Source organism: Caulobacter sp. GW821-FHT10C03, from assembly GCF_059415485.1.
This window is the reverse complement of record NZ_JBWKNI010000002.1, coordinates 87,124-107,900: the sequence shown is the minus strand read 5'-3', so window position 1 is coordinate 107,900 and position 20,777 is coordinate 87,124. Positions and strand designations below refer to the sequence as shown.

Annotated in this window: 22 protein-coding genes; 13 read left to right on the top strand and 9 right to left on the bottom strand. The window is 69.1% G+C overall.

Annotation, left to right across the window (positions count from 1 at the left end; translation table 11 throughout):
• Nucleotides 1-21: 21 nt before the first annotated feature.
• Entirely contained in the window at nt 22-1,008 is a 987-nt protein-coding gene (locus AC07NG_RS02540) for a 2-hydroxyacid dehydrogenase (protein WP_487291348.1), read from the bottom strand.
• A gap of 72 nt (nt 1,009-1,080) precedes the next feature.
• On the opposite strand from AC07NG_RS02540, the gene AC07NG_RS02535 reads away from it, so the two are divergent.
• The 7 genes from AC07NG_RS02535 (at nt 1,081) to AC07NG_RS02505 (ending at nt 6,548) form a co-directional block, all read left to right on the top strand.
• Nucleotides 1,081-1,626 (top strand): SH3 domain-containing protein, encoded by a 546-nt coding sequence (locus AC07NG_RS02535; protein WP_487291346.1) that lies wholly within the window; start codon nt 1,081-1,083, stop codon nt 1,624-1,626.
• Nucleotides 1,627-1,733: 107 nt separating this feature from the next.
• Nucleotides 1,734-2,249 (top strand): 3-hydroxyacyl-[acyl-carrier-protein] dehydratase FabA, encoded by a 516-nt coding sequence (fabA, locus tag AC07NG_RS02530; protein ID WP_110119995.1) that lies wholly within the window; start codon nt 1,734-1,736, stop codon nt 2,247-2,249.
• A gap of 68 nt (nt 2,250-2,317) precedes the next feature.
• Nucleotides 2,318-3,532 (top strand): beta-ketoacyl-ACP synthase I, encoded by a 1,215-nt coding sequence (fabB, locus tag AC07NG_RS02525; RefSeq protein ID WP_492854084.1) that lies wholly within the window; start codon nt 2,318-2,320, stop codon nt 3,530-3,532.
• A gap of 76 nt (nt 3,533-3,608) precedes the next feature.
• Complete coding sequence (locus tag AC07NG_RS02520) at nt 3,609-4,487, top strand: hypothetical protein (RefSeq protein ID WP_494591986.1); 879 nt, start codon at nt 3,609-3,611, stop codon at nt 4,485-4,487.
• 28 nt (nt 4,488-4,515) lie between these two features.
• Nucleotides 4,516-5,439: a phytanoyl-CoA dioxygenase family protein gene (locus tag AC07NG_RS02515; protein ID WP_494591984.1), complete on the top strand. Its 924-nt coding sequence runs from the start codon at nt 4,516-4,518 to the stop codon at nt 5,437-5,439.
• 65 nt (nt 5,440-5,504) lie between these two features.
• Nucleotides 5,505-6,320: an enoyl-ACP reductase FabI gene (locus AC07NG_RS02510; RefSeq protein ID WP_492854081.1), complete on the top strand. Its 816-nt coding sequence runs from the start codon at nt 5,505-5,507 to the stop codon at nt 6,318-6,320.
• 81 nt (nt 6,321-6,401) lie between these two features.
• Nucleotides 6,402-6,548: a hypothetical protein gene (locus tag AC07NG_RS02505; protein ID WP_494591982.1), complete on the top strand. Its 147-nt coding sequence runs from the start codon at nt 6,402-6,404 to the stop codon at nt 6,546-6,548.
• Here the strand turns inward: AC07NG_RS02505 and AC07NG_RS02500 are convergent.
• The 4 genes from AC07NG_RS02500 to AC07NG_RS02485 form a co-directional block, all read right to left on the bottom strand.
• Nucleotides 6,545-7,153, bottom strand: coding sequence for a TetR/AcrR family transcriptional regulator (locus tag AC07NG_RS02500; RefSeq protein WP_487291338.1), 609 nt, complete (start codon nt 7,151-7,153; stop codon nt 6,545-6,547). The genes AC07NG_RS02505 and AC07NG_RS02500 overlap by 4 nt on opposite strands.
• On the bottom strand, nt 7,153-8,751 hold the full coding sequence (locus tag AC07NG_RS02495) for a DHA2 family efflux MFS transporter permease subunit (RefSeq protein ID WP_494591980.1): 1,599 nt from the start codon (nt 8,749-8,751) through the stop codon (nt 7,153-7,155). Before AC07NG_RS02495 ends, AC07NG_RS02500 begins: the two co-directional genes overlap by 1 nt.
• Before the next feature lie 12 nt (nt 8,752-8,763).
• Nucleotides 8,764-9,879: an HlyD family secretion protein gene (locus tag AC07NG_RS02490; RefSeq protein WP_494591978.1), complete on the bottom strand. Its 1,116-nt coding sequence runs from the start codon at nt 9,877-9,879 to the stop codon at nt 8,764-8,766.
• Nucleotides 9,880-10,181: 302 nt separating this feature from the next.
• Nucleotides 10,182-11,978: a DUF885 domain-containing protein gene (locus AC07NG_RS02485; protein WP_494591976.1), complete on the bottom strand. Its 1,797-nt coding sequence runs from the start codon at nt 11,976-11,978 to the stop codon at nt 10,182-10,184.
• A 142-nt stretch (nt 11,979-12,120) separates the two neighbouring features.
• Here AC07NG_RS02485 and AC07NG_RS02480 point away from each other — a divergent pair, with 142 nt between their 5' ends.
• Both AC07NG_RS02480 and AC07NG_RS02475 read left to right on the top strand, forming a co-directional pair.
• A complete protein-coding gene (locus AC07NG_RS02480) occupies nt 12,121-13,110 on the top strand; it encodes a TraB/GumN family protein (RefSeq protein ID WP_492854075.1) in 990 nt (329 codons plus the stop codon).
• 23 nt (nt 13,111-13,133) lie between these two features.
• The gene (locus AC07NG_RS02475) at nt 13,134-13,526 is read left to right on the top strand and encodes a VOC family protein (protein WP_494591974.1); all 393 of its coding nucleotides are present in this window, start codon (nt 13,134-13,136) and stop codon (nt 13,524-13,526) included.
• 60 nt (nt 13,527-13,586) lie between these two features.
• Here the strand turns inward: AC07NG_RS02475 and AC07NG_RS02470 are convergent, their stop codons facing one another.
• On the bottom strand, nt 13,587-14,384 hold the full coding sequence (locus tag AC07NG_RS02470; protein WP_494591973.1) for a MipA/OmpV family protein: 798 nt from the start codon (nt 14,382-14,384) through the stop codon (nt 13,587-13,589).
• A gap of 372 nt (nt 14,385-14,756) precedes the next feature.
• Between AC07NG_RS02470 and ffh the strand changes: the two genes are divergently transcribed.
• The 3 genes from ffh (at nt 14,757) to rimM (ending at nt 17,561) form a co-directional block, all read left to right on the top strand.
• A complete protein-coding gene (gene ffh / locus AC07NG_RS02465) occupies nt 14,757-16,280 on the top strand; it encodes a signal recognition particle protein (RefSeq protein WP_110121191.1) in 1,524 nt (507 codons plus the stop codon).
• 24 nt (nt 16,281-16,304) lie between these two features.
• On the top strand, nt 16,305-16,820 hold the full coding sequence (gene rpsP / locus AC07NG_RS02460; protein ID WP_110121190.1) for a 30S ribosomal protein S16: 516 nt from the start codon (nt 16,305-16,307) through the stop codon (nt 16,818-16,820).
• 168 nt (nt 16,821-16,988) lie between these two features.
• Complete coding sequence (rimM, locus tag AC07NG_RS02455; protein WP_492854072.1) at nt 16,989-17,561, top strand: ribosome maturation factor RimM; 573 nt, start codon at nt 16,989-16,991, stop codon at nt 17,559-17,561.
• Between the two features lie 5 nt (nt 17,562-17,566).
• Here rimM and AC07NG_RS02450 read toward each other — a convergent pair whose 3' ends face one another.
• The 3 genes from AC07NG_RS02450 to AC07NG_RS02440 are packed head-to-tail and all read right to left on the bottom strand — an operon-like array spanning nt 17,567 to nt 20,082.
• Entirely contained in the window at nt 17,567-18,679 is a 1,113-nt protein-coding gene (locus AC07NG_RS02450) for a dipeptidase (RefSeq protein ID WP_494591971.1), read from the bottom strand.
• 50 nt (nt 18,680-18,729) lie between these two features.
• Complete coding sequence (locus tag AC07NG_RS02445) at nt 18,730-19,236, bottom strand: MarR family winged helix-turn-helix transcriptional regulator (protein WP_494591969.1); 507 nt, start codon at nt 19,234-19,236, stop codon at nt 18,730-18,732.
• Nucleotides 19,237-19,287: 51 nt separating this feature from the next.
• Entirely contained in the window at nt 19,288-20,082 is a 795-nt protein-coding gene (locus tag AC07NG_RS02440; protein ID WP_494591967.1) for an alpha/beta hydrolase, read from the bottom strand.
• A gap of 127 nt (nt 20,083-20,209) precedes the next feature.
• Here AC07NG_RS02440 and thpR point away from each other — a divergent pair, with 127 nt between their 5' ends.
• On the top strand, nt 20,210-20,776 hold the full coding sequence (gene thpR / locus AC07NG_RS02435) for an RNA 2',3'-cyclic phosphodiesterase (RefSeq protein WP_494591966.1): 567 nt from the start codon (nt 20,210-20,212) through the stop codon (nt 20,774-20,776).
• Nucleotide 20,777 lies beyond the last annotated feature (1 nt).

Here is a 20,777-nt window from a genome sequence, read left to right as displayed (position 1 = left end):
CCGCCGCCGAAGGCTCTCGCCTCAGAGCATCGCCGGGATGACGCGGTCGGGCGGACGGTGGCCGTCCATGAAGGTCTTCACGTTGACGATGACCTTCTCGCCCATGTCGATGCGGCCCTCGACCGTGGCCGAGCCCATGTGCGGCAGCAGCACCACGTTGGGCAGCTTCAGGAGCTTGGGGTTGATGGCCGGCTCGTGCTCGTAGACGTCCAGGCCCGCGCCGGCGATCTCGCCGCGCGCCAGCATGTTGGCCAGGGCCCCCTCGTCGATGACCTCGCCGCGGGCGGTGTTGACGACGATGGCGTGGGGCCGCAGCAGCTTCAGCCGCCGGGCCGACAGCAGGTGGTAGGTGGCCGGGGTGTGCGGGCAGTTGATCGAGATGATGTCCATCCGGGCCAGCATCTGGTCGAGGCTTTCCCAGTAGGTGCAGCCCAGCTCCTCGGCGATGCGCGGGCTGACGGGCTTGCGGTTGTGATAGTGCACCTGCATGCCGAAGGCCTTGGCGCGGCGGGCCACGGCCTGGCCGATCCGGCCCATGCCGACGATGCCCAGGCGCTTGCCCCACAGGCGGCGGCCCAACATCCAGGTCGGCGACCAGCCGTGGAAATCGCCGGCCTTCACCACCTCGGCCCCCTCGACCACGCGGCGCGCGGCGGCCATGATCAGGGTCATGGTCAGGTCGGCGGTGTCTTCGGTCAGGACGCCGGGGGTGTTGGTGACGATGATGCCGCGGGCGTTGGCCGTGGCGACGTCGATATTGTCGACCCCGGCCCCGAAATTGGCGATCAGCTTGAGCCGGTCGCCGGATCGCGACAGAAGGCGCGAGTCGATCCGATCGGTGATGGTGGGCACCAGCACGTCGGCTCGTCCCATGGCGTCGACGAGCTCGTCGGGCGTCAGGGGCTTGTCGGCCAGATTCAGTTCTGTGTCGAACAGCTCGCACATCCGCGTCTCGACGGGATCGGGCAGCTTGCGCGTGACGACGACTTTGAGCTTGCGAACGGGCATGGGCGGTCTGAAAAGCCTTCCCTGACGGGCGTTCTAAATCTGTAGCAAAGGGGCCGGAAGCGGCCAAGCAACATGCCGGTGAAAAGCAAACATCGTTCGCTTGGTGGTTTTCGCGGCTTGGGCGGTCTGATCGCGGTCGCCGCCCTGCTGGCGGCGGGCGCCGCGCTCGCCCAGCCGCCGACCACGACCCCGTCGGGCCTTCCGGTGCCGCGCTACGTCGTGCTCAAGTACGGCGAGGTCAACGCCCGCCAGGGTCCGGACGAGGATCACCGCCTGCTGTGGATCTACAAGGCCAAGGGGCTGCCGGTGCAGGTGGTGGCCGAAACCCGCGAGTGGCGCAGGATCTGCGATCCCGAGGGCGGCCTGGCCTGGGTGCACAAGCGCACCACCGACGGCCGCCGCACCGCCATGCGCGTGCAGGACGCTCCCCTGCCCCTTCATTCTTCGCCCAAGGCCGAGTCGCGGATCAGCGCCTATCTGCGCGGCCGCTCGATCGCCACGCTCGACAAGTGCGAGAAGGGCTGGTGCCGCCTGAAGGCCGACGGGGCCTCGGGCTGGGCGCCGGAGGACCAGTTCTGGGGCGCCAAGGAGGCGCTGCAGTGTCCAGAAGCGCGCTGACCCGGACGATATTCGCCCTAAAAGAGCGACTTGAACGGGCGGTCCTCACCAATTGTCGCCGAATGTAACATTGAGGCCCGCCCCGCCGCCGTGCTAGGGGCGTTCTCATGCAAAAGAGCGCCTACACCTTCGAAGAGCTCCTGGCCTGCGGCCGGGGCGAATTGTTCGGACCCGGCAACGCCCAGCTGCCCGTGCCGCCGATGCTGATGTTCGATCGCATCGTCCGCATCGAGGCCGACGGCGGCGCGCACGGCAAGGGCTACATCGAGGCCGAATTCGACATCAATCCGGACCTCTGGTTCTTCGGCTGCCACTTCATCGGCGACCCCGTCATGCCCGGCTGCCTGGGCCTGGACGCCCTGTGGCAGCTGGTCGGCTTCTTCCTCGGCTGGTCCGGGGCCCCCGGCCGCGGCCGCGCCCTGGGCGTCGGCGAGGTGAAGTTCACGGGCCAGGTCACGCCGGACATCAAGAAGGTGGTCTACAAGATCGACCTGAAGCGTGTGATCATGCGTAAGTTGGTCATGGGCATCGCCGACGGCGTCCTGGAAGCCGACGGCAAGGTCATCTACGAAACCAAGGACCTCAAGGTCGGCCTGTTCACGGCCGAACAGATGGCGGGTTGATCCAACCGACTAGCCGGCCGTTCTGCAAGGAGCCGGCTCCGGCGGATCGGGGAGAAAGAGGTACAGATATGCGTCGCGTCGTCGTCACGGGACTGGGCGTCGTCTCGTCCATCGGCAACAACGCCAACGAGGTGCTGGCTTCGCTGCGCGAAGCCAAGTCGGGCGTGGTCGCCGCACCGGAATACGCCGAGCTCGGCTTCCGCTGCCAGGTGCACGCCGCGCCTCAGATCGAGTGGGAAGGCCTGGTCGATCGCCGGGCCGCGCGCTTCCTCGCGCCCGGCACGGCCTACGCCCACATCGCCATGGAGCAGGCGATCGCGGATTCCGGTCTCGAAGAGTCCGAGATTTCCAACGAGCGCACCGGCCTGATCGTCGGTTCGGGCGGCCCGTCCACCCGCGTCATCGTCGAGGCCGCGGCCACGACGAAGGAACGCGGTCCCAAGCGGATCGGTCCGTTCGCGGTGCCCAAGGCCATGAGCTCGGGTCCGTCGGCGGTGCTGTCGACCTGGTTCAAGATCCGCGGGATCAACTATTCGATCAGCTCGGCCTGCGCGACCAGCGCCCACTGCATCGGCGCGGGCGCTGAGCAGATCCAGCTGGGCAAGCAGGACATCGTCTTCGCTGGCGGCTGCGAGGAGCTGGACTGGACCCTGTCGAACCTGTTCGACGCCATGGGCGCCATGAGCAGCAACTTCAACGACCGCCCGGCCGTGGCCAGCCGCGCCTACGACAAGGACCGCGACGGCTTCGTGATCGCCGGCGGCGCCGGGATCGTCGTGCTCGAGGAGTACGAGCACGCCAAGGCGCGCGGGGCCAAGATCTATGGCGAGCTGATCGGCTACGCCGCCAACTCCGACGGCTATGACATGGTCGCCCCGTCGGGCGAAGGCGCGGCCCGCTGCATGAAGCTGGCGATCGCCGAGACCGGCGGCCGCACCATCGATTATCTGAACCCGCACGGCACCTCGACGCCGGTCGGCGACAGCAAGGAGATGGGCGCGGTGCGCGAGGTGTTCGGCGACAAGGCGCCGCTGATCTCGTCGACCAAGTCGCTGACCGGCCACAGCCTCGGCGCGGCCGGCGCTCAAGAAGCGATCTACTCGATCCTGATGCTCAAGAACGGCTTCGCGGCCGAGAGCGCCAACATCGAGAACCTCGACCCCGAGTTCGCCGACCTGCCGATCCTGCGCCAACGCTCTGACAAGCCGCTCGACGCGGTGATGTCCAACAGCTTCGGCTTCGGCGGCACCAACGGCACGCTGATCTTCGGCCAGGTCGACTGACCTGATCCGGGCCGCCGCGATCGATACGGTTCGCGGCGGCGCCCGCCGCCTGTGGTCCATGGCGGATGGACCCGGCGTGGCCGTGGTCCGGTCGGCAGGCGCCTCGCCCCTGCCGGCCTTCCGCCCGCTCGACGGGGCCTGGGCCGAGATCTGCCGGGCCGCCGCCGATCCCGCCTCGCGCCTCGAAGCCCGCCTGCCGGCCCTGGTCGCGGCCGGCGCCCTGCCCTACGGCCTGGTCGGCGACAGTCACGGTCGCTTGCTGTGCCGGCGCGGCCGACGTGACGGGCGCTGGCTGCTGCCGATCTGGAGCCTGGAGACCGGCGCCTCGGCTCGCGGCCTCGCCGGGGATGGCGGTCGGTCGGGCGCGGGCCCTCGCGTCCGCGCCGCCCTCGCCCGCCTGCTGGCGATCGACGGCCTGCCGATCCTCGCCAAGTTCGGCCAGGTCGACATAGAGTTCGTGCATCCCTTCAAGCGGCTGGCGGCCGGCGCCCTGGCCTTCGACGACGCTGAGTTCGACGCCTTCGCGGACGAGACGATCGCCCGCTATGTCGCGTTCCTGGTCGATGCCGTTCCAGCAAGCCAGCGGGCCCGCGTGCGGGTGATGTCGCTGTTCCCGCCTGCCCTGTCGGACGCCGCCTGGCGCGCTGGCTATGTCAACGGCCACATCATCGACCAGCACGGCCCGGCCGGCCAAGATCTGGCGGCGGCGCTGGTCGGGCTGGAGATCCCCGACCTGGCGCGACGCACCGCGCTGCATCGCCGCGTTGGCGAACGCTTGCGCCTGGCCGTCGAGGCCGAGGGCTTGACGTTCGTCGACGATCTGGCGCCGTTCCTGGGTGCGGACGGGCTGGTCGATCCCGCCCTGCTCGGTCCGGTCGCCAGCCGCGACCATCATCTCGACTTCCGCGCTTCCCGCGCCGCGATGCTTGACCGGATCTGGTCGATCGTCGATTGAGTATCGCCACGGTTCGGGGCGTTACGAAATGTCATCTCGTGTTGCGGGCGCGGCGGCGCAGGCGATTTCCGCTCCTTGGATCGAGGCCGGGGATCTTGAGGCTCGTCTGGCCCTGACCGACGCGCCCGAGGCGCACAAGGCCTTCGCCCGCGATCTGGCCCGCGACGGCCTGGCGATCATCGACCTCGGCGACGACCTGCTGGACCTCTGCGACCGCATTGACGCCGAGACCGCCCATCATTTCGAGAGCGGCGCGACGCGGGTGCACGACGCCTGGCGTCGGTCGGAGGCCATCCGACGGGTCGCCACCCATCCGGAGATCCTGGCCCGCCTGGCCCTGGCCTATGGTCGCGAGCCGTTCCCGTTCCAGAGCCTGAATTTCCACCGCGGCAGCCAGCAGGACGTCCACGCCGACACCCTGCATTTCCACGCAGAGCCCGGCGGCTTCATGTGCGGCGTCTGGCTGGCGCTCGAGGATGTGCGGCCCGAGGCGGGTCCCCTCGTCTACTACCCCGGCAGCCACCGCCTGCCGGTGCTGACCATGGCGGAAGCCGGCGCCGAGGACGGCGCGACGACGGCGGCCAACTACAACGACCTCTACGCCCCGGCGATCCGGCGGCAGCTCGACGAGGCCGGGCTGAAACCGAGCCTGGCCATGCTCAAGAAGGGCCAGATCGCGGTGTGGGCGGCCAATCTCGCCCATGGGGGTTCGAAGATGCTCGACCCGGCGTCCACGCGGCGCTCGCTGGTGCTGCACTACTATTTCGAGGACTGCATCTACTACACGCCGATGCTGTCGACGAAGGACCGCCAGGCGCGCCGCCTGCCCGCCGACATCGCCACCGGCGGCTGGCGCTGGCCGCGCCGCGCGGGCCGCCGGGTGGCGGTTCCGGCCAAGCAGCTGGCGGCCGCGATCGTCTACCGGCTGACCCGCCACACGCCGCGTTTCTAGGGCGCCGGGGTTCCGTCGTCGCGACGGGACTGCTAACCAGCGGCCAAAGATCAAGGAGCCGACCGATGGCCGACGACTACGCATTCCCCAAGGGCGAGCTGATGGCGGGCAAGAAAGGCCTCGTCATGGGCGTGGCCAATCACAACTCCATCGCCTGGGGCATCGCCAGCCAACTGGCCGCCCAGGGCGCCGAAATGGCCTTCACCTATCAGGGCGAAGCGCTGGAGCGCCGCGTGCGCCCGCTGGCCGAGAGCATCGGCGTCAACACCCTGATCCCGGCCGACGTCACCGACGACGCCTCGATGGACGCGGCCTTCGCCGCCGTCGAGGAGAAGTTCGGCACGATCGACTTCGTGGTGCACTCGGTGGCCTTCGCCAACAAGGACGAGCTGAAGGGCTCGTTCGTCGACAACACCACCCGCGAGGGCTTCCTCACGGCGATGAATATCTCGGCCTTCAGCTTCGTCGACGTGGCCAAGCGCGCCGCCAAGATCATGCCGAACGGCGGCTCGCTGATCACCATGACCTATCTGGGGTCGGAGCGGACCATCCCGAACTACAACACCATGGGCGTGGCCAAGGCCGCCCTGGAAGCGGCGACCCGCTACATCGCCCGGGACCTCGGCCCCAAGGGCATCCGCTGCAACGCGATCTCGGCCGGCGCCATGCGCACGCTCGCTCTCGCAGGCATCGCCGGCGGCCGCGGCATGATCGCCCAGGGCCGCGCCTTCAGCGCCATGAAGGAAGACACCTCGATGGAAGGCGTCGCCGGCGCCGCCCTGTGGCTGGTCTCGGACCTTGGCCGTTCGACCACGGGCGAAGTCGTCCACGTCGACGCCGGCTTCCACATGATGGGCATGCCCGACGAAGCCGAGGGCTGATCCCCTTCGATTCTCGCTGACGAACGGGCCCGGTGGAGTGATCCGCCGGGCTTTTTCGTGTGCTATCTTCGGATTATGGACATGCCCGATGAAGCGCAGCGCGCCCGTGATATCGAGGCGCTGAGAGAAAAGATCCTTGATGGCGGACGATCGCCTTTGGGCCGGCCGGCGGACGACGCTTATTTCGACGAGCTGCGCGCCAGAATTCTCGGAAAGCAAAAGCCCTAAGGCGCGTAAGCCCGCATGAACCGCGCCGCGGCGGCCGCCGCCTGGGCGTCGAACTGGGCCGGGGTGCGGTCGGACGGCAGGCGCAGCAGGGCGCGCAGCTGGCTGTGGCCCAGGACCATGCCGGCGAAGAACTCGGCGGCCTGTTCGGGGTCGTCGACGGCCAGGCGGCCGAGCCTGGTCTCGGTCTCCAGGAACACCGCCAGCTGGCGGCGGGCCTGGCGGGGGCCGGCCTCGAACACCTCGTTGGCGACGTCGGGCATCTCGCCCGCGCCCTGGATGATCACCCGCAGCACCGAATAGCCGTTGGTGGTGATCACCGTCTCCAGCATCGAACGGGCGAAGGCCTCCAGGGCCTCCTGCGGATTGTCGACCGCGCCCGGCTCGTGCAGCGGCGCGGTGATGCGGGCCACCCGGCGGGCCATCAGCGCCTTCACCAGCTCGGCCTTGGAGCCGTAATGGTTGTAGACCGTCTGCTTGGAGACCCCCGCGCGGCGGGCGATCTCCTCCATTGGGGCGGAAAGGCCGCGCTGGCCGATCACCTCGACGGCGGCGTCGAGGATGGCTTCGGTCTTGGCGACGTCGATCTGGCCGGCGATCCTGGGCATCAGTGGGCGTCCGAAGGCGGAGGCGGCAGCACCTTGGGCGGGGCCGCCAGCAGGCTGACCACGGCGGCGGCGAAGCAACCGTAGGCCAGCAGGGTGAAGCTGTCGCCGAAGGCCAGCACGGTTGACTGCTGGGTGAGCATCTGGCCGATCGCCTTGCGCGCCGCGCCGTCCGGATCGGTGACGCCCAGCTGCTGCATCCGCGCGGCCAGGCCCGCCATCATGGTCGAGGTCTCGCCGCCGGCCATCACCTTCGACGACATGTCGTTGAAGTAGAGGGCGGTCTGCTGGGTGATGCTGGTGGCCAGCAAGGCCAGGCCGATGGCGCCGCCGGTGTTGCGCGCCAGGTTCACGAGGCCGGAGGCGTTCTTGACCATGTGCTGGGGCAGGGTGCTCATCGTGATCTGCTGGGTGGCGATCATCGCGATCATGACCCCGACGCCGCGACAAGCCTGGACCCCGGCGAATTCCCAGAAACCCCAATTTTTGGTCACGCCGTGGGCCATGTACATGCCCCAGCCCGCTAGCAGGAAGCCGATGCACATGGGGATGCGCGGATCCATCTTGCGCACGATGCGGCCGGCGACCGGGCCTGTGGCGAACATCGACAGGCCCGAAATGACCATGGTCGTGCCCACTTCCGAGGCCGAATAGCCCCGCACGCGGCTGAGAAACTGCGGCAGCAGGAAGGTGCCGCCGAACAGGCTGGCGCCCGAGATCGCGGTCATCAGCACGCCGATGCTGAAGTTGCGGTTGGCGAAGGCCCTAAGCTCGACGATCGGGTTCTTGTAGGTCAGCTGCCGCCAGATGAAGACCACGCCGGTGGTCACCGCCACGACGGTCAGGCCCAGGATCAGGTCGTCGTCGAACCAGTTCTCCTTGGCGCCTTCCTCCAGCACGTACTGCATGCTCATCAGGAAGGCGGCCATGACCGCCAGGCCCGTCCAGTCGAAGCCCTTGGCCAGGCTCGGATCGCCCTTGTCGAAGTCGCCCCACTTGGCGACCGCGAACAGCACCAGGATCCCGGGCGGGACGTTGATGAAGAAGAGCCAGCGCCAGGACAGCCACTCGGTCAGGTGGCCGCCCAGGGTGGGGCCGACGGTCGGGGCCAGGGTGACGATCAGGCCCATGATGACGCTGGCGGTGATCCGGCGCTCGGGCGGGAAGGCGGTGAAGGCCACGGCGAACACCGTCGGGATCATCGCCCCACCGATGAAGCCCTGCAGGGCCCGCGTCAGGATCATCATGTCGATCGACGAGCTGAGGCCGGTGGCCACGCTCATGACGATGAAGCCCAGGCACGAGGCCATGTAGAGGCGCTGGGTGCCCCACAGCCGCGACAGATATCCCGACAGCGGGATCATCACGACCTCGGGGATCAGGTAGGCGGTCTGGATCCAGCTGACCTGGTCGGTGCTGGCCCCGACGCCGGCCTGGATCTGCGGCAGCGAGGCGGCCACGATCTGGATGTCGAGGATGGCCATGAACTGGCCGATGACCATGGCCCCGAAGCCGAGGAACAGCTTAGTCCAGTCGACCTCGGCCGCCGGCTTTGCGGCTGGCGGGGCTTTGGCGGAGGCGGGGAAGGCGGCGTCGGTCACGACGGCGCGGCCTTAGCGGCTTTGAGCCGGGTGCGGGGCGTCCTGGCGGGCGACCTGCGGTCCCTGGGCGGCGTCGGCGAACGAGGCGCCCGAACGGTCGCGGACATCGACCTTGACCTCGACCGACAGGCCGGGGCGCAGGGCCGCGCCCAGCTTGCTGCGGTCGACGACGATCTTCACCGGCAGGCGCTGGGTGATCTTGGTGAAGTTGCCGACGGCGTTCTCGACCGGGATCAGGGCGAATTCCTGACCCGTGGCCGGGGCGAAGCTGTCGACCTTGCCGACGATCTTCTGTTTGCCGAAGGCGTCGGCCTGGATCTCGACCGGCTGGCCGATGCGCAGGCGCGAAACCTGGGTTTCCTTGAAGTTGGCGACGATGAAGCTCTGGCCCAGCGGCACGACCGACATCAGCGAGGTGCCCGGCTGCACCAACTGGCCCGGACGCACGCTGCGGGCGCCGACCACGCCGGCGGCGGGAGCGCGGATCACGGTGCGTTCCAGGTCGAGGCGGGCCTGGTCGACAGCGGCGTGGGCGGCGGCGGCCTGGGCGATGCTCTGGGCGCGGGCCGAGCCCAGCGCGCCGGCGGTGCGGCGCTCGGCCTCGAGGGCGGCCTGGGCGCTGGCGACGGCGGCGTCCGACTGCTTGGCGCCGGCGCGTTCGGTCTGGACCTTCTGCTGCGACACCCAGCCCTGCTTGGCCAGGGCGTCGTAGCGCTCGACATCGGCGCGGGCCCGGCCGGCGTCGGCCTGGGCGCTGCTCACGCCGGCCTGGCGCTGCTGGATCAGGGCCTGTTCGAGGATGGCCTTGTCGTCGACGCTCTTGATGGCGGCGTCGAGGGCCGCGGCGTTGGCGATCGCCTGGTCGAGCTTGGCCTGGAAGGTCGAGGGGTCGATCTTGGCCAGCACCTGGCCGGCCTCGACCCGCTGGTTGTCGGCCACCAGAACCTGCGCGACGTAGCCGGTGACCTGCGGGCTGACCGAGACGGTGTCGGCCTGGACGAAGGCGTTGTCGGTGCTCTCGAAGCGCTGCTTGTCGATGTACCAGAACACGCCGCCGACCAGGATGGCCGCGCCGGCGACGCCGGCGACCAGCAGCGGAACCAGCTTCTTCTTCTTCGCCTCGGCCATGGCCTGATCCTGCAAGAAAGGAGGGCGTCCGGACGGGGCGATTATTCGCCTGGCGGACGCGTCGCGGGATAAATGGACGACTTCGTCCAAAAATCAAGCCGAGATCGGCGCGTCATTGTGCGGCGCCAAAAGTCTTCCTTCTCCCCTTGCGGGAGAAGGTGGCGGCGAAGCCGACGGATGAGGGGTCTCTCAGATGGGAGACGCCCCGCCCGGCATGATCGCTGCACGCAGCTTTCAGTTTTGAGAGACCCCTCACCCGACCTCGCTCCGCGAGGCCACCCTCTCCCGCAAGGGGAGAGGGATCAGGCGCCCTTCCTCTCCGCGATCCAGGCGTCCACCTGCGTCTCCAGCACGTCCAGCGGCACCGCGCCGTTCTTGAGCACCGCGTCGTGGAAGCCGCGAATGTCGAACTTCGGACCCAACGTCGTCTCCGCCCGCGCCCGCAGTTCGCGGATCTTCAGCTCGCCCAGCTTGTAGGCCAGGGCCTGGCCGGGCCAGGTGATGTAGCGGTCGACCTCGGCCTCGATGTTGGTGCGGGTCAGGGCCGTGTTTTCGAGCATGAAGGCGATGGCCTGGTCGCGGGTCCAGCCCTTGGAATGGATGCCGGTGTCGACCACCAGGCGGCAGGCGCGCCACATTTCGTAGGAGAGACGGCCCATGTCCTTCTCGGGGGTGTCGTAGAGGCCCATCTCGATGCCCAGGCGCTCGGAATAGAGGCCCCAGCCTTCGACGAAGCCGGTGAAGAAGGCCGCGTTCTTGCGGAACTCCGGCAGGTCCAGCTCCTGCTGCAGCGAGATCTGGTGGTGATGGCCGGGCACGGCTTCGTGCACCGTCAGGGCCGGCATCTCGTAGAGCGGCCGCTGGTCGAGGTGCGTGGTGTTGACGAAATAGACCCCCGGCGCGCCGGTGCTGGCGAAGCCGGCGCTGTAATAGGCGGTGGTGTTGCCCTCGGCGATCTCGGCCGGGATCTCGCGCACGGTGTAGGGCAGGCGGGGCAGGGTTCCGAACAGCTTGGGCATCCAGCCGTCGATGGTCTTGGCCAGGAACGTCGCCTCGCGCATCAGCTCGCCCGGGGTCTTGGCGTAGTATTTCGGATCGGTGCGCAGCTTCTCGATGAAGGCCTTGCGGTCTGGCGCGATGCCGCTCTTGCGGGCCACCTCGTCCATCTCGGCGCGGATGCGGGCCACTTCCGAAAGGCCCAGCTGATGGATCTCCTCGGGCGTCTTGGTCGTCGTGGTCATCACCCGCACCTGGTAGGCGTACCAGGCGGCGCCTTGGGGCAGGGCCGAGGCGCCGATGCTGGTCCGGCACTTGGGCGCGTAGTCCTTCTCGTAGAAGTCCGACAGGGCCTGGTAGGCGGGATTGACCTTGGCCGTGATCGCCGCCTTGGCCCGGGCTTGCATGGCCGCCCAGTCGGCGTCGCTGATGGTCGAGGGCTTCTTGGCCTTGAACGGCTTGTAGAAGGTCGAGGCCTCCGGGTCCCTGGCGATGGAGGCGGTGATCGTCGCGCCGAAGGCCTTCATCGGCTCGCACGGCTGGACGTAGCCCTTGTTCAGGCCCGCCCGGACCGTCTCGATCGAGGCCTTGTTGTAGGCCGGATAGAGGTCGAGCCGAGTCAGGTAGCTGTCGTAGTCGGCCTTGGTGAAGAACGGCAGCATGTCGGGCAGGGCGGCGAAATACTGGTGCCAGCTGCCGATGCTGGAGAACAGCATGGTGCGCTGGCCGAACCCATTGCCCTCGACCTGCTCGCTCAGCATCCGGTGCAGGATCGCCTTGTTGACCCGGTCGGCCGGCGACAGGCCCGCATCCGAGATGGCGTCGAGGCGCTTGAGGAAGGCGGCGGCCTCGGCGGCGCGGCGGTCGGCGAAGGCCAGGGAAGGATCGTCCAGCTGGTCGTCGTAGGTGCGGACGCCGAGCAGCGTGGCCTGTAGCGGCGAACCCTTCAGCCACCAGGCCCAGTGCTCGTCGATCAGGGTCTTCAGGGCCTGGGTGGCGGGAGAAGGAGCGGCGGCCGCGGCAGGCGTCTGGGCCAGGGTCGGCGAAGCGACCGTTCCGGCCAGGACGGCGGCCACGCAGGCCGCGCTCATCAATCCGCGCATGTTTCCCCCTCCAGGATCGCCGAACAGCGCAGGCAGACAGCCATGCGTCGGCCGTCCCGCGCAAGACAGACCCCCTTCAGGCCCCCGTTTCGCCATCCGCCGACGCGCATTATGTCTGCGTGCCTACCCAGGAGAACGACGCATGGCCGCCAAGACCGCCCGGATCGCCGCCGTCGCCGCGCTCGCCTTCGCCGTTTCGGTTCCGGCCCTGGCCCAGACACCGCCGCCGTCTCCAACCGTCGAGCTGCAACCGGCCGATCCCGGCAGCGCGGTGGTCGAGGAACTGCTGGTCGTGGCCCGGCCGCCGGGGCCGGCCCTGTGGCTGGTCGAGAAGAACGGCGCCAAGCTCTACGTGCTCGGTTCGGCCGCGCCGCTGCCGCACCAGCTGAAGTGGGAAAGTCCGCGCCTCAACCGCGCCCTCGACCAGGCCAGCCTGGTGCTCGTCCCGCCCGAGGCTTCGGTGGGGCCGATGCAGATCACCAAGTTCGTGCTGACCGGCGGGGGCGGGGTGCGCCAGGGCTTCGGCAAGAAGCTGGAAGACCGCCTGCCGCCTGATCTGAAGGACCGCTTCGTCAAGGCCCGCACCCAGGCCAGGCGCACGGCCGTGCCCTACAAGGACTGGAAGCCGGCCGTGGCGGGCTTCATCCTGCTGTCCGACTTCCGCCAGGCCGCCGGTCTTTCGGAGGCCAAGCCGGTCAGCACCATCGAACGCATGGCCAAGGCCAAGGGCGTCAAGGTCAAGGCGATGAGCCAGTATCGCCTGGGTCCGGTGCTTTCCAGCGCCGGCAAGCTGTCGGACGAGGCCAACCTCGCCTGTCTGCGCGACGCCCTCAACGAGATCGACTACGAGGCCCCGCGCTGGAACACCCTGGGCCGCGACTGGGCCGACGGCGACATCGCCGCCGTTCGCGCCCGCTACTCGTCCAGCGCCGCCCAGCGCTGCCTGCTGCGCGCGCCGGGCGGGGCGGGCCTGCTCGACGATCAGATCGGCCAGTCGGCCAAGGCGCTGTCGGAGGCCCTCAGCCGTCCCGGCGTCACGGTGGCGGTGGTCGACCTGGCCTTTCTGCTGCCGAGCAATGGCGTGCTGGATCGTCTGAAGGCCCAGGGCGCGACGGTGACCTCGCCGAACTAGGGCCGAACCAGGAGACCCCCGCCATGCGCCTGATCGGCCTCGACCACCTCGTCCTGCGGGTCAGGGATCCCAAGGTCATGGAGCGCTTCTATGTGGATGTGCTCGGCTGCACGGTGGAGAACCGCCAGGACGCGGTCGGCCTGACCCAGCTGCGGGCCGGCGCCCAGCTGATCGACCTGGTGGACGTCGCCGGGCGCCTGGGCCTGATGGGCGGCGCGGCCCCGGGCGTCGAAGGTCGCAACCTCGACCACTTCTGCCTGCGAGTGGAAGGCTTCGACGCAGGCGAGATGCGGTCCTATCTGGAGGCTCGCGGCGTCGCGGTCGGCGCCGAGGGCCTGCGCTACGGCTCGACTGGCGAGGCGGTGTCGATCTACCTCGCCGACCCCGAGGGCAACGGGGTGGAACTGCGGGGGTAGGGGACCCTAAGACCCGTAAAACCCCCGCGAAAGCGGGGATTTTACGGGAGGGGAGTGGATCTACCGCCCGATGAAGCGCCGCACGACGATCAGGCCGCCGCGGTATTCGTCCTGCTGGCCATAGCGCTCGGTCAGCGGGCTGTCGGCGGCTTCGCCCAGGATGCGCTCGTAGTTGGCGAAGGTCCCGACCGCGTACTTGTCGCCGATCGGGGTCATCATCAGGAAGGCGACGCCCACCTGGTTCAGCCCGGCCTTGGGGTCGTACTGGGCGAGGGTCGGCACGGCCGCCACGTCCTTTGCCGACACGCCGTAGAAGGTGCGATTGGTGTTCTTGTCGCCGCCGCGGGCGTAGACCATCGACTGCAGCAGGCCCACGGGCGTGACGTCCTGGCGCGAGACCGAGCCCCAGAAGTCCCAGCCGTCGGAGACGTCGGTGACGTCGCGGCCGATGCGGCCGCCGACCACCCAGTCCTTCCAGGTGCGCTTGTAGGCGTAGAGCGCCAGGTCCGCGCCGGTGTCGGGGCTCTCGATGCCGCTGGAGGTGTCGTCCGGACCGCCCCAGCGCGGGCGCAGCTGCACGCCGGCGCGGAAGTCGTCCTGCTTGACGACGTTGTAGCCCAGGCCGTCGAGGCCGTTGGCGTAGACCTTGTCCTTCCAGGTGGCGCTGCCCCAGAGGGTGAAGTTGGTCTTGTGCGGGTCCTTGCCGCCGGGGCTGAAGCCGTAGACGGGACCGCCGCCGACATCGACCTCCCAGGTCGAGGGCGCTTCGATGTCCTTGTAGGGCAGGGCTTGAGCCAGGGCGCTGGCGGGCAGGGCGAGGGCGACCGCCATCACGGCGGTCAGGCGCTTGGTCGACATGGAGTCCTTGCGATCAAACCAGAAGAAACGGGACCCCAATCCCTGACCGCATCCCGTCGAACGCGTTCGATGAAGCCCATAATCCTCCGCAGGCGGAAAGGCAAAGGCTCGGCATTCCTTGTCGGAGCGGTTCCGGCCGCACCGTGTCTTCCCGGCCGCAGCCCCGCAAGCGACTCGAAATCCTTGCATTTTCCACAGCCGCCCGGCATAAGCGCCCACTTCCGGCGCTTTATCAGCAGCGCCTCCACCGTCACGCCCCCGCCCCGGTAGCCCGGGATCCCATGCGGACGAGGACGGCGAGGACCCCCGTCGACGTTATCGTCCACGGGGGCTGATGGCGTTTGGAGCCTTTGTTTCTAACGCGGGTTCGACATGTTCGACGGGCTTACAGAGCGACTTTCAGGGGTCTTCGACCGCCTCGGCGGTCGTGGCGTGCTGTCCGAAAAGGACATCGACGAGGCCCTGCGCGAAGTCCGCGTCGCCCTGCTGGAAGCCGACGTCGCCCTGCCGGTGGTCAAGGACTTCATCGCCAAGGCCAAGGAAAGCGCCGGCGGCGAAGCCGTCATCCGTTCGGTCAAGCCGGCCGACCAGGTGGTCAAGATCGTCTATGACGGCCTGGTCGACATGCTGGGCGGGGAAGTCCCCACCGGCCTGAACCTGGCGCTCAACCCGCCCACCATCATCCTGATGGCCGGCCTGCAAGGCTCGGGCAAGACCACCACCACCGGCAAGCTGGCGCTGCGTCTCTCCAAGACCGAGCGCAAGAAGGTGCTGGTCGCCTCGCTCGACACCCGCCGCCCGGCGGCCATGGAGCAGCTGGCGACCCTGGCCCAGCAGGTCGGCGTCGAGAGCCTGCCGATCGTCGCCGGCCAGAGCGCCGTCGACATCGCCAAGCGCGCCATGACGGCCGCCCGCCTCAGCGGCTACGACGTCCTGATCCTCGACACCGCCGGCCGCACCACGCTGGACGAGGCGATGATGAGCGAAGCGGCGGAAATCGCCCGCATCGCCAATCCGTCCGAGACCCTGCTGGTCGCCGACAGCCTGACCGGCCAGGACGCCGTGCGCACGGCCAAGGCGTTCCACGAGCGCCTGCCGCTGACCGGCCTGATCCTGACCCGCGCCGACGGCGACGGCCGAGGCGGCGCGGCGCTGTCGATGCGCCACGTCACCGGCCTGCCGATCAAGTTCCTCGGCGCCGGCGAGAAGATCGACCAGCTCGACGTGTTCGACGCCCGTCGCGTCGCCGGCCGGATCCTGGGCCAGGGCGACGTCGTCGCGCTGGTCGAGAAGGCCGCCGCCGACCTCGACGCGGCCGAAGCCGAGCGCATGGCCAAGAAGCTGGCCAAGGGCCAGTTCGACCTCAACGACCTGTCGGCCCAGCTTTCGCAGATGCAGAAGATGGGCGGCATGGAAGGCATCATGGGCCTCCTGCCGGGCGTCCAGAAGGTCAAGAAGCAGATCGCCGACAGCGGCATCGACGACAGCATCTTCCGCCGCCAGCAGGCGATCATCAGCTCGATGACCAAGCTGGAGCGCAAGAAGCCCGACGTGCTGGCCGCCTCGCGCAAGCGCCGCATCGCGGCCGGCGCCGGCGTCGACGTGGCCGAGGTCAATCGCCTGCTCAAGCAGCACCGGCAGATGGCCGACATGTTCAAGTCGATGAGCAAGGACGGCGGCAAGGGCCTGGCCCGCATGGCCGGCATGCTCGGCGGCGGCGACATGGCCCGTTTGAAATCCCTCGGCGGCGGCAAGGCGCCCGCGGCCGATCCCAACGCGACGGGAGGCCAAGGCCTTTCGGGGCTGCCCGGTCTGCCGGGCCTCGGGGGCGGGGCCAACCCGCTCTCCGGCCTGGGCGGCCTGCCGCCCGGCTTCAATCCGTTCAAGAAAAAATAGACTTCAAATCCAAGGACTAATGCAATGCTGAAGATCCGTCTCGCCCGTGGCGGCGCCAAGAAGCGTCCGTACTACTCGATCGTCATCGCCGACAGCCACTCGCCGCGCGATGGCCGCTTCATCGAGAAGGTCGGCACCTACAACCCGCTCCTCAAGAAGGACGACCCGGCTCGCGTGACCCTGAAGGTCGAGTCGATCCAGGAGTGGCTCAAGAAGGGCGCCCAGCCGACCGACCGCGTCGCGCGCTTCCTGGCCGCCCAAGGCCTGTCGACCTGGACCGCCGGCAACAACCCGAACAAGGGCGAGCCGGGCAAGAAGGCCAAGGAACGCACCGCCGAGCGCGCCCAGCGCGAAGAAGAGCGCGCCGCCGCCGAAGCCCAGGCCAAGGAAGACGCCAAGGCCGCCGCCGCCGCCGCCGCTGAAGCCGCCGCCGCCGCCGCCGCCGAAGCCGCCGCTGCTCCGGCTCCGGCCGAAGAGGCTCCGGCTGCTGAAGAAGCCCCGGCCGCCGAGGCCCCGGCTGAAGAAGCTTCGGAAGGCTAAGGGATACGGCGCCGCTCTCCTCGTGGGAGCGGCGCCATTCTCTTCTCTACCCCTACGACCGGCCTGAGCCTGCCAATTGGCAGGCTTTCGTTCTTCTAGAGCGCGCCCGGGCGGGTTAACCGCGCACACTTAACCCTGGCGCGCTCTATCCCGGAAAGTCTCCCGTCGATGCCCATCTCTCCCGATGACCCGTTGATCCTGGTCGGCCGTGTGGCCGGCGGCTTCGGCGTGCGCGGCGAGGTGCGGATCTCGACCTATACCGAGGAGCCGATGGCCCTGAAGGGCTTCAAGCGGCTCCTGCGCCAGGACGGTTCGACCGCCCTGAGCATCGGCTCGGCTCGTCCGGTCAAGGACGGCCTGATCTGCCGCTGCGCTGAAATCACCACCAAGGAAGCCGCCGACGCCCTGCGCGGCCTCAAGCTGTTCGTCCCCCGCTCGGCCCTGCCCGAGCCGGACGAGGACGAGTTCTACCTCACCGACCTGATCGGCCTGGCCGTGCGCCACGTCGCCACCGGCGAGGACCTGGGCAAGATCAAGAGCGTGCAGGACTTCGGGGCTGGCGACCTGCTCGAGATCACGCCTCCGCTCGGCGGCCAGACCTGGTACCTGCCCTTCACCCGCGCCGCAGCGCCGGAAGTGAAGCTGGCCGAACGCGTCGTGCTGATCGATCCGCCGAACCTGGTGGGCGAACCCGAAGGCCCTTCGGAAGAAGACCCGGCGGAAGACGCTTTCGAGGACTGAGGTCCTCAGCCGGTCCAGGTCTCGTTGAAGACCCGCCGGAAATTGCCGCCCAGCACCTTTTCCACCACCCGCGCCTTGTAGCCCCGCTTCGAGAGAGCGTCGGCGATGATCGCGCAGCGGTCGGGCCGGTTCAGTTCGGTGACGAACGGCGGCGGTCCTTCGCCCGGGGCGGCGACGCCGGCGGCCTTGCGATCCTCCAGGCTCTTGTTCCACTCCGCCATGCTCTCGGGCGAGGTGTCGAAGGGCCACAGCAGGGCGTCGCTGCCGATGCCGACATGGTCTTCGCCGCAGACCTTCAGGGCGTGTGTCAGGTGAGCCAGATAGACCTCCAGCGACGGCTGGGCCGGCGCGGTCGTCAGGTAGCTCAGCTCATAGATCCCGATCACCCCGCCGCGGTCGGCCAGTTCGCGCATCAGGTCGTCTGACTTGTTGCGCGGATGGGCGTGCACCGCGCTGCAGCCGGCATGGGTGATCAGCACGGGCCGGTCGGAGGCTTCGATGGCGGCCAGGCTAGACTTTTCGTCGCTGTGGCTGACGTCGATGGTCACGCCTCTGGCGTTCATCCGCGCCACCGCCTGGCGGCCCAGGGCGGTGAGGCCCGTGGACTCCTTCGACATCGTGCCCGAGGCGAACGGGGTGGTGCGGTTGTAGCTGAGGCCCATGACCAGCACCCCGAGGTCGCGGAACTGGTCGATGGCGGCGACGTCCCCCTCCAGCATCTCGGCCGCCTCGAACGAATAGATCACGCCCAGCCGGCCCGAGGCCTTGGCGCGGGCGAAGTCGGCCGGGCCGGCGACCTTCATGTAGAGGTCGGGGTTCAGGGCGATGGCCTTGTCGAAGCCGGCGATGCTTTCGACGACCTCGGCCCGGGTCTCGCCGCCCGAACCGCCGATCGTCATCTTGGCGGCTGTCAGGCCCGAGGCCTTGATCTGGTCGCGGGTCTCCTTGTCCAGCGGCTTTTCGTCGTCGAAGGGCAGGAGCAGGTTGCCGTTGATCACGACGGCGTCGCGATAGAGGTCGGCGGCGGAGAGCGTCTTCGGGGCCGCGGCGAAGGCGGGCCGGGGCAGGCAGGCCAGGGCGGGCAGGGCGCCCAGCAGGGCGCGTCGGGTGGGGGTCATGACCAGCGATCTCCGTTCGGCGGCCATTTATGTAGGTGCCTACATATCTGTCAATCGATAGGCTCGCGCGCCGTCATCCGGGCCATGATCCGGTCGAACATCGACCGGTCCTGCAAGGCGTCGTCGAGGCGGTCGAGCAGGCGGGTGACCTCGCCGGCCTCGGTGTCGAGTTCGCGGGCGGCGGCGTTGAAGGCGTCCCACAGCGGGGTCAGCCGCGCCGCCAGGGTCCTGCCCTCGTCGGTCAGGTCCATCAGGCGCCGGCGGCCGTCGTCGGGCGCGGCGACCGAGGCGACAACCCCGGCCTTCTCCATCGACCGGCTGGTCTCGCTGACCGAGGCGTGGGTGATGTGCAGGATGGCGGCGATCTCGCCCACGGCCATCGGTCGGCCATGCTCGATCAGCTGGCGCATCACGCCGTACCAGCGCTGCTCGAAGCGCACGCCGTGGGCCGCGTAGACCCGGGCGCCGTCCCGGTCGAGGCGCTCGGACGCCCGCCGCAGTCGCGCGGCCAGGGCCGCGCCGCCGAAGCCGCGGCTGTAGTCAGGATCGTCGGACATCACCAATCCTTATCCAAGCGCGCCACCATCGGCCAGCGGCGGCTTCCGGCGCTAGCCCCCTGCCTTGCGGACCATCCAGTCGGCTGCCAGGGCCGGCCAGGCGCCCTGCGGACCGTCGAGTTCGCGCAAGGCGAAGCCGTGCGGGGCGGTTCCGAAGACGTGGGCGTCCAGATCGAGCTTCAGGTCGCGGGCGGTCCTGATGAAGTTCAGCGCGTGTTCGACCGGCACCGCCTCGTCGAGCAGGGCGTAGGCCAGGAACACCGGGCAGGCCGGCACGCCGTGCGGCTGCGCGGCGATGCCGATCGGCCAGGCGTCGTAGAAGGCCTGCTTCTCCACCGGCGGATAGTCGGGCTTGCCGGCCGGGGCCTTGTAGTCCTTGTGGTTGGCGTTGATCGGGGCGTAGGCGATCAGCACGCCGGCCGCATCGACGCCCGGCTGGCAGGCGATGGTTCCGGCCAGGTGTCCGCCCGACGACAGGCCCATGACGAACAGCGGCAGGTCGCGCGGGATCGTCTCCAGCGCCGACAGGGCGTCGGTCAGGGCGATATCGGCGGGGTGGGGCCCACCGGTCGCGGGATCGACCGCGCCGGGCAGGCGGTGGGCCAGGACGTAAGCGTCGTAGCCCAGATCGTTGAGCCACAGGGCGACCTCGACCCCCTCGCGGTCGAGCATCAGCCGCAGATAGCCGCCGCCGGCGCAGACCAGCACCCGGGCCTTGGGCGCCTCGACCTTGAAGGCGTGCAGTTCGGCGCGCGAGACGGTGTCGATCACGCGGTCGGGCCACTGACCTTCGACGAGGTTGGGCGACTCGGCGCTGAGCGCGATGATCTCCGGCGAGCGCGGCATGGAAACGTCCTCGACTGTCGCGGCCGGGGAGGAAGCCGCCGCCCGCCCTTATCGGTTTGTGTTCCCCGGCGGAAGTCCGGGCGGACCTGCATGGACGTCTCGGCCGCCGGGCGTCTAAGCTGGCGGCATGATCCGTCTGTTCACCGCGATCGCCGTGCCGCCCGAGATCGGCGCGCCCCTGCAAGACCGCCAGTCCGGTATCGAGGGCGCCCGCTGGCGGCCGCTGGACGCCTTCCACATCACCCTGCGCTTCATCGGCGACGTGGCCGAGCCCGACGCGGCCGACCTCGACGAGGCTTTGGCGGAGATCCAGGCCCCGGCCTTCGACCTGGAGCTGAAGGGCGCCGGCCATTTCGGCGAGGGTCCCGACATGCACGCCGTCTGGGCGGGGGTGGAGGAGCAGCCCCTGCTGCGCCGCCTGCAGAAGGCCAACGAAAGCGCCGCCCGCCATGTCGGCCTCAAGCCCGAGACCCGCACCTACCTGCCGCACGTCACCCTGGCCTATCTGAAGCGCGCCACGGTTCCCGAGGTCGCCGCCTGGATCCAGCGCAACAACCTGCTGCACTCGCCGGCCTTCCGGGTCGACCGCTTCGGCCTCTATTCCAGCTGGCAGACCCGGGAAGGCTCGGTCTACCGGCTGGAGCGGGAGTATCCGCTGATGGAGCCGGTCCCGGCGGGAGAGACGACCGTGTAGC

Excerpts from the sequence above, each read along its gene's own strand:
- fabB (WP_492854084.1), top strand. The coding sequence starts at position 2,318 with ATGCGTCGCGTCGTCGTCACGGGACTGGGCGTCGTCTCGTCCATCGGC.
- AC07NG_RS02450 (WP_494591971.1), bottom strand. The coding sequence starts at position 18,679 with ATGACCCCCACCCGACGCGCCCTGCTGGGCGCCCTGCCCGCCCTGGCC.
- AC07NG_RS02440 (WP_494591967.1), bottom strand. The coding sequence starts at position 20,082 with ATGCCGCGCTCGCCGGAGATCATCGCGCTCAGCGCCGAGTCGCCCAAC.
- rimM (WP_492854072.1), top strand. The coding sequence starts at position 16,989 with ATGCCCATCTCTCCCGATGACCCGTTGATCCTGGTCGGCCGTGTGGCC.
- AC07NG_RS02515 (WP_494591984.1), top strand. The coding sequence starts at position 4,516 with ATGTCATCTCGTGTTGCGGGCGCGGCGGCGCAGGCGATTTCCGCTCCT.
- AC07NG_RS02540 (WP_487291348.1), bottom strand. The coding sequence starts at position 1,008 with ATGCCCGTTCGCAAGCTCAAAGTCGTCGTCACGCGCAAGCTGCCCGAT.
- AC07NG_RS02505 (WP_494591982.1), top strand. The coding sequence starts at position 6,402 with ATGCCCGATGAAGCGCAGCGCGCCCGTGATATCGAGGCGCTGAGAGAA.
- AC07NG_RS02485 (WP_494591976.1), bottom strand. The coding sequence starts at position 11,978 with ATGCGCGGATTGATGAGCGCGGCCTGCGTGGCCGCCGTCCTGGCCGGA.
- AC07NG_RS02510 (WP_492854081.1), top strand. The coding sequence starts at position 5,505 with ATGGCCGACGACTACGCATTCCCCAAGGGCGAGCTGATGGCGGGCAAG.
- rpsP (WP_110121190.1), top strand. The coding sequence starts at position 16,305 with ATGCTGAAGATCCGTCTCGCCCGTGGCGGCGCCAAGAAGCGTCCGTAC.
- AC07NG_RS02480 (WP_492854075.1), top strand. The coding sequence starts at position 12,121 with ATGGCCGCCAAGACCGCCCGGATCGCCGCCGTCGCCGCGCTCGCCTTC.
- AC07NG_RS02475 (WP_494591974.1), top strand. The coding sequence starts at position 13,134 with ATGCGCCTGATCGGCCTCGACCACCTCGTCCTGCGGGTCAGGGATCCC.
- AC07NG_RS02490 (WP_494591978.1), bottom strand. The coding sequence starts at position 9,879 with ATGGCCGAGGCGAAGAAGAAGAAGCTGGTTCCGCTGCTGGTCGCCGGC.
- thpR (WP_494591966.1), top strand. The coding sequence starts at position 20,210 with ATGATCCGTCTGTTCACCGCGATCGCCGTGCCGCCCGAGATCGGCGCG.
- fabA (WP_110119995.1), top strand. The coding sequence starts at position 1,734 with ATGCAAAAGAGCGCCTACACCTTCGAAGAGCTCCTGGCCTGCGGCCGG.
- AC07NG_RS02470 (WP_494591973.1), bottom strand. The coding sequence starts at position 14,384 with ATGTCGACCAAGCGCCTGACCGCCGTGATGGCGGTCGCCCTCGCCCTG.
- ffh (WP_110121191.1), top strand. The coding sequence starts at position 14,757 with ATGTTCGACGGGCTTACAGAGCGACTTTCAGGGGTCTTCGACCGCCTC.
- AC07NG_RS02500 (WP_487291338.1), bottom strand. The coding sequence starts at position 7,153 with ATGCCCAGGATCGCCGGCCAGATCGACGTCGCCAAGACCGAAGCCATC.
- AC07NG_RS02535 (WP_487291346.1), top strand. The coding sequence starts at position 1,081 with ATGCCGGTGAAAAGCAAACATCGTTCGCTTGGTGGTTTTCGCGGCTTG.
- AC07NG_RS02445 (WP_494591969.1), bottom strand. The coding sequence starts at position 19,236 with ATGTCCGACGATCCTGACTACAGCCGCGGCTTCGGCGGCGCGGCCCTG.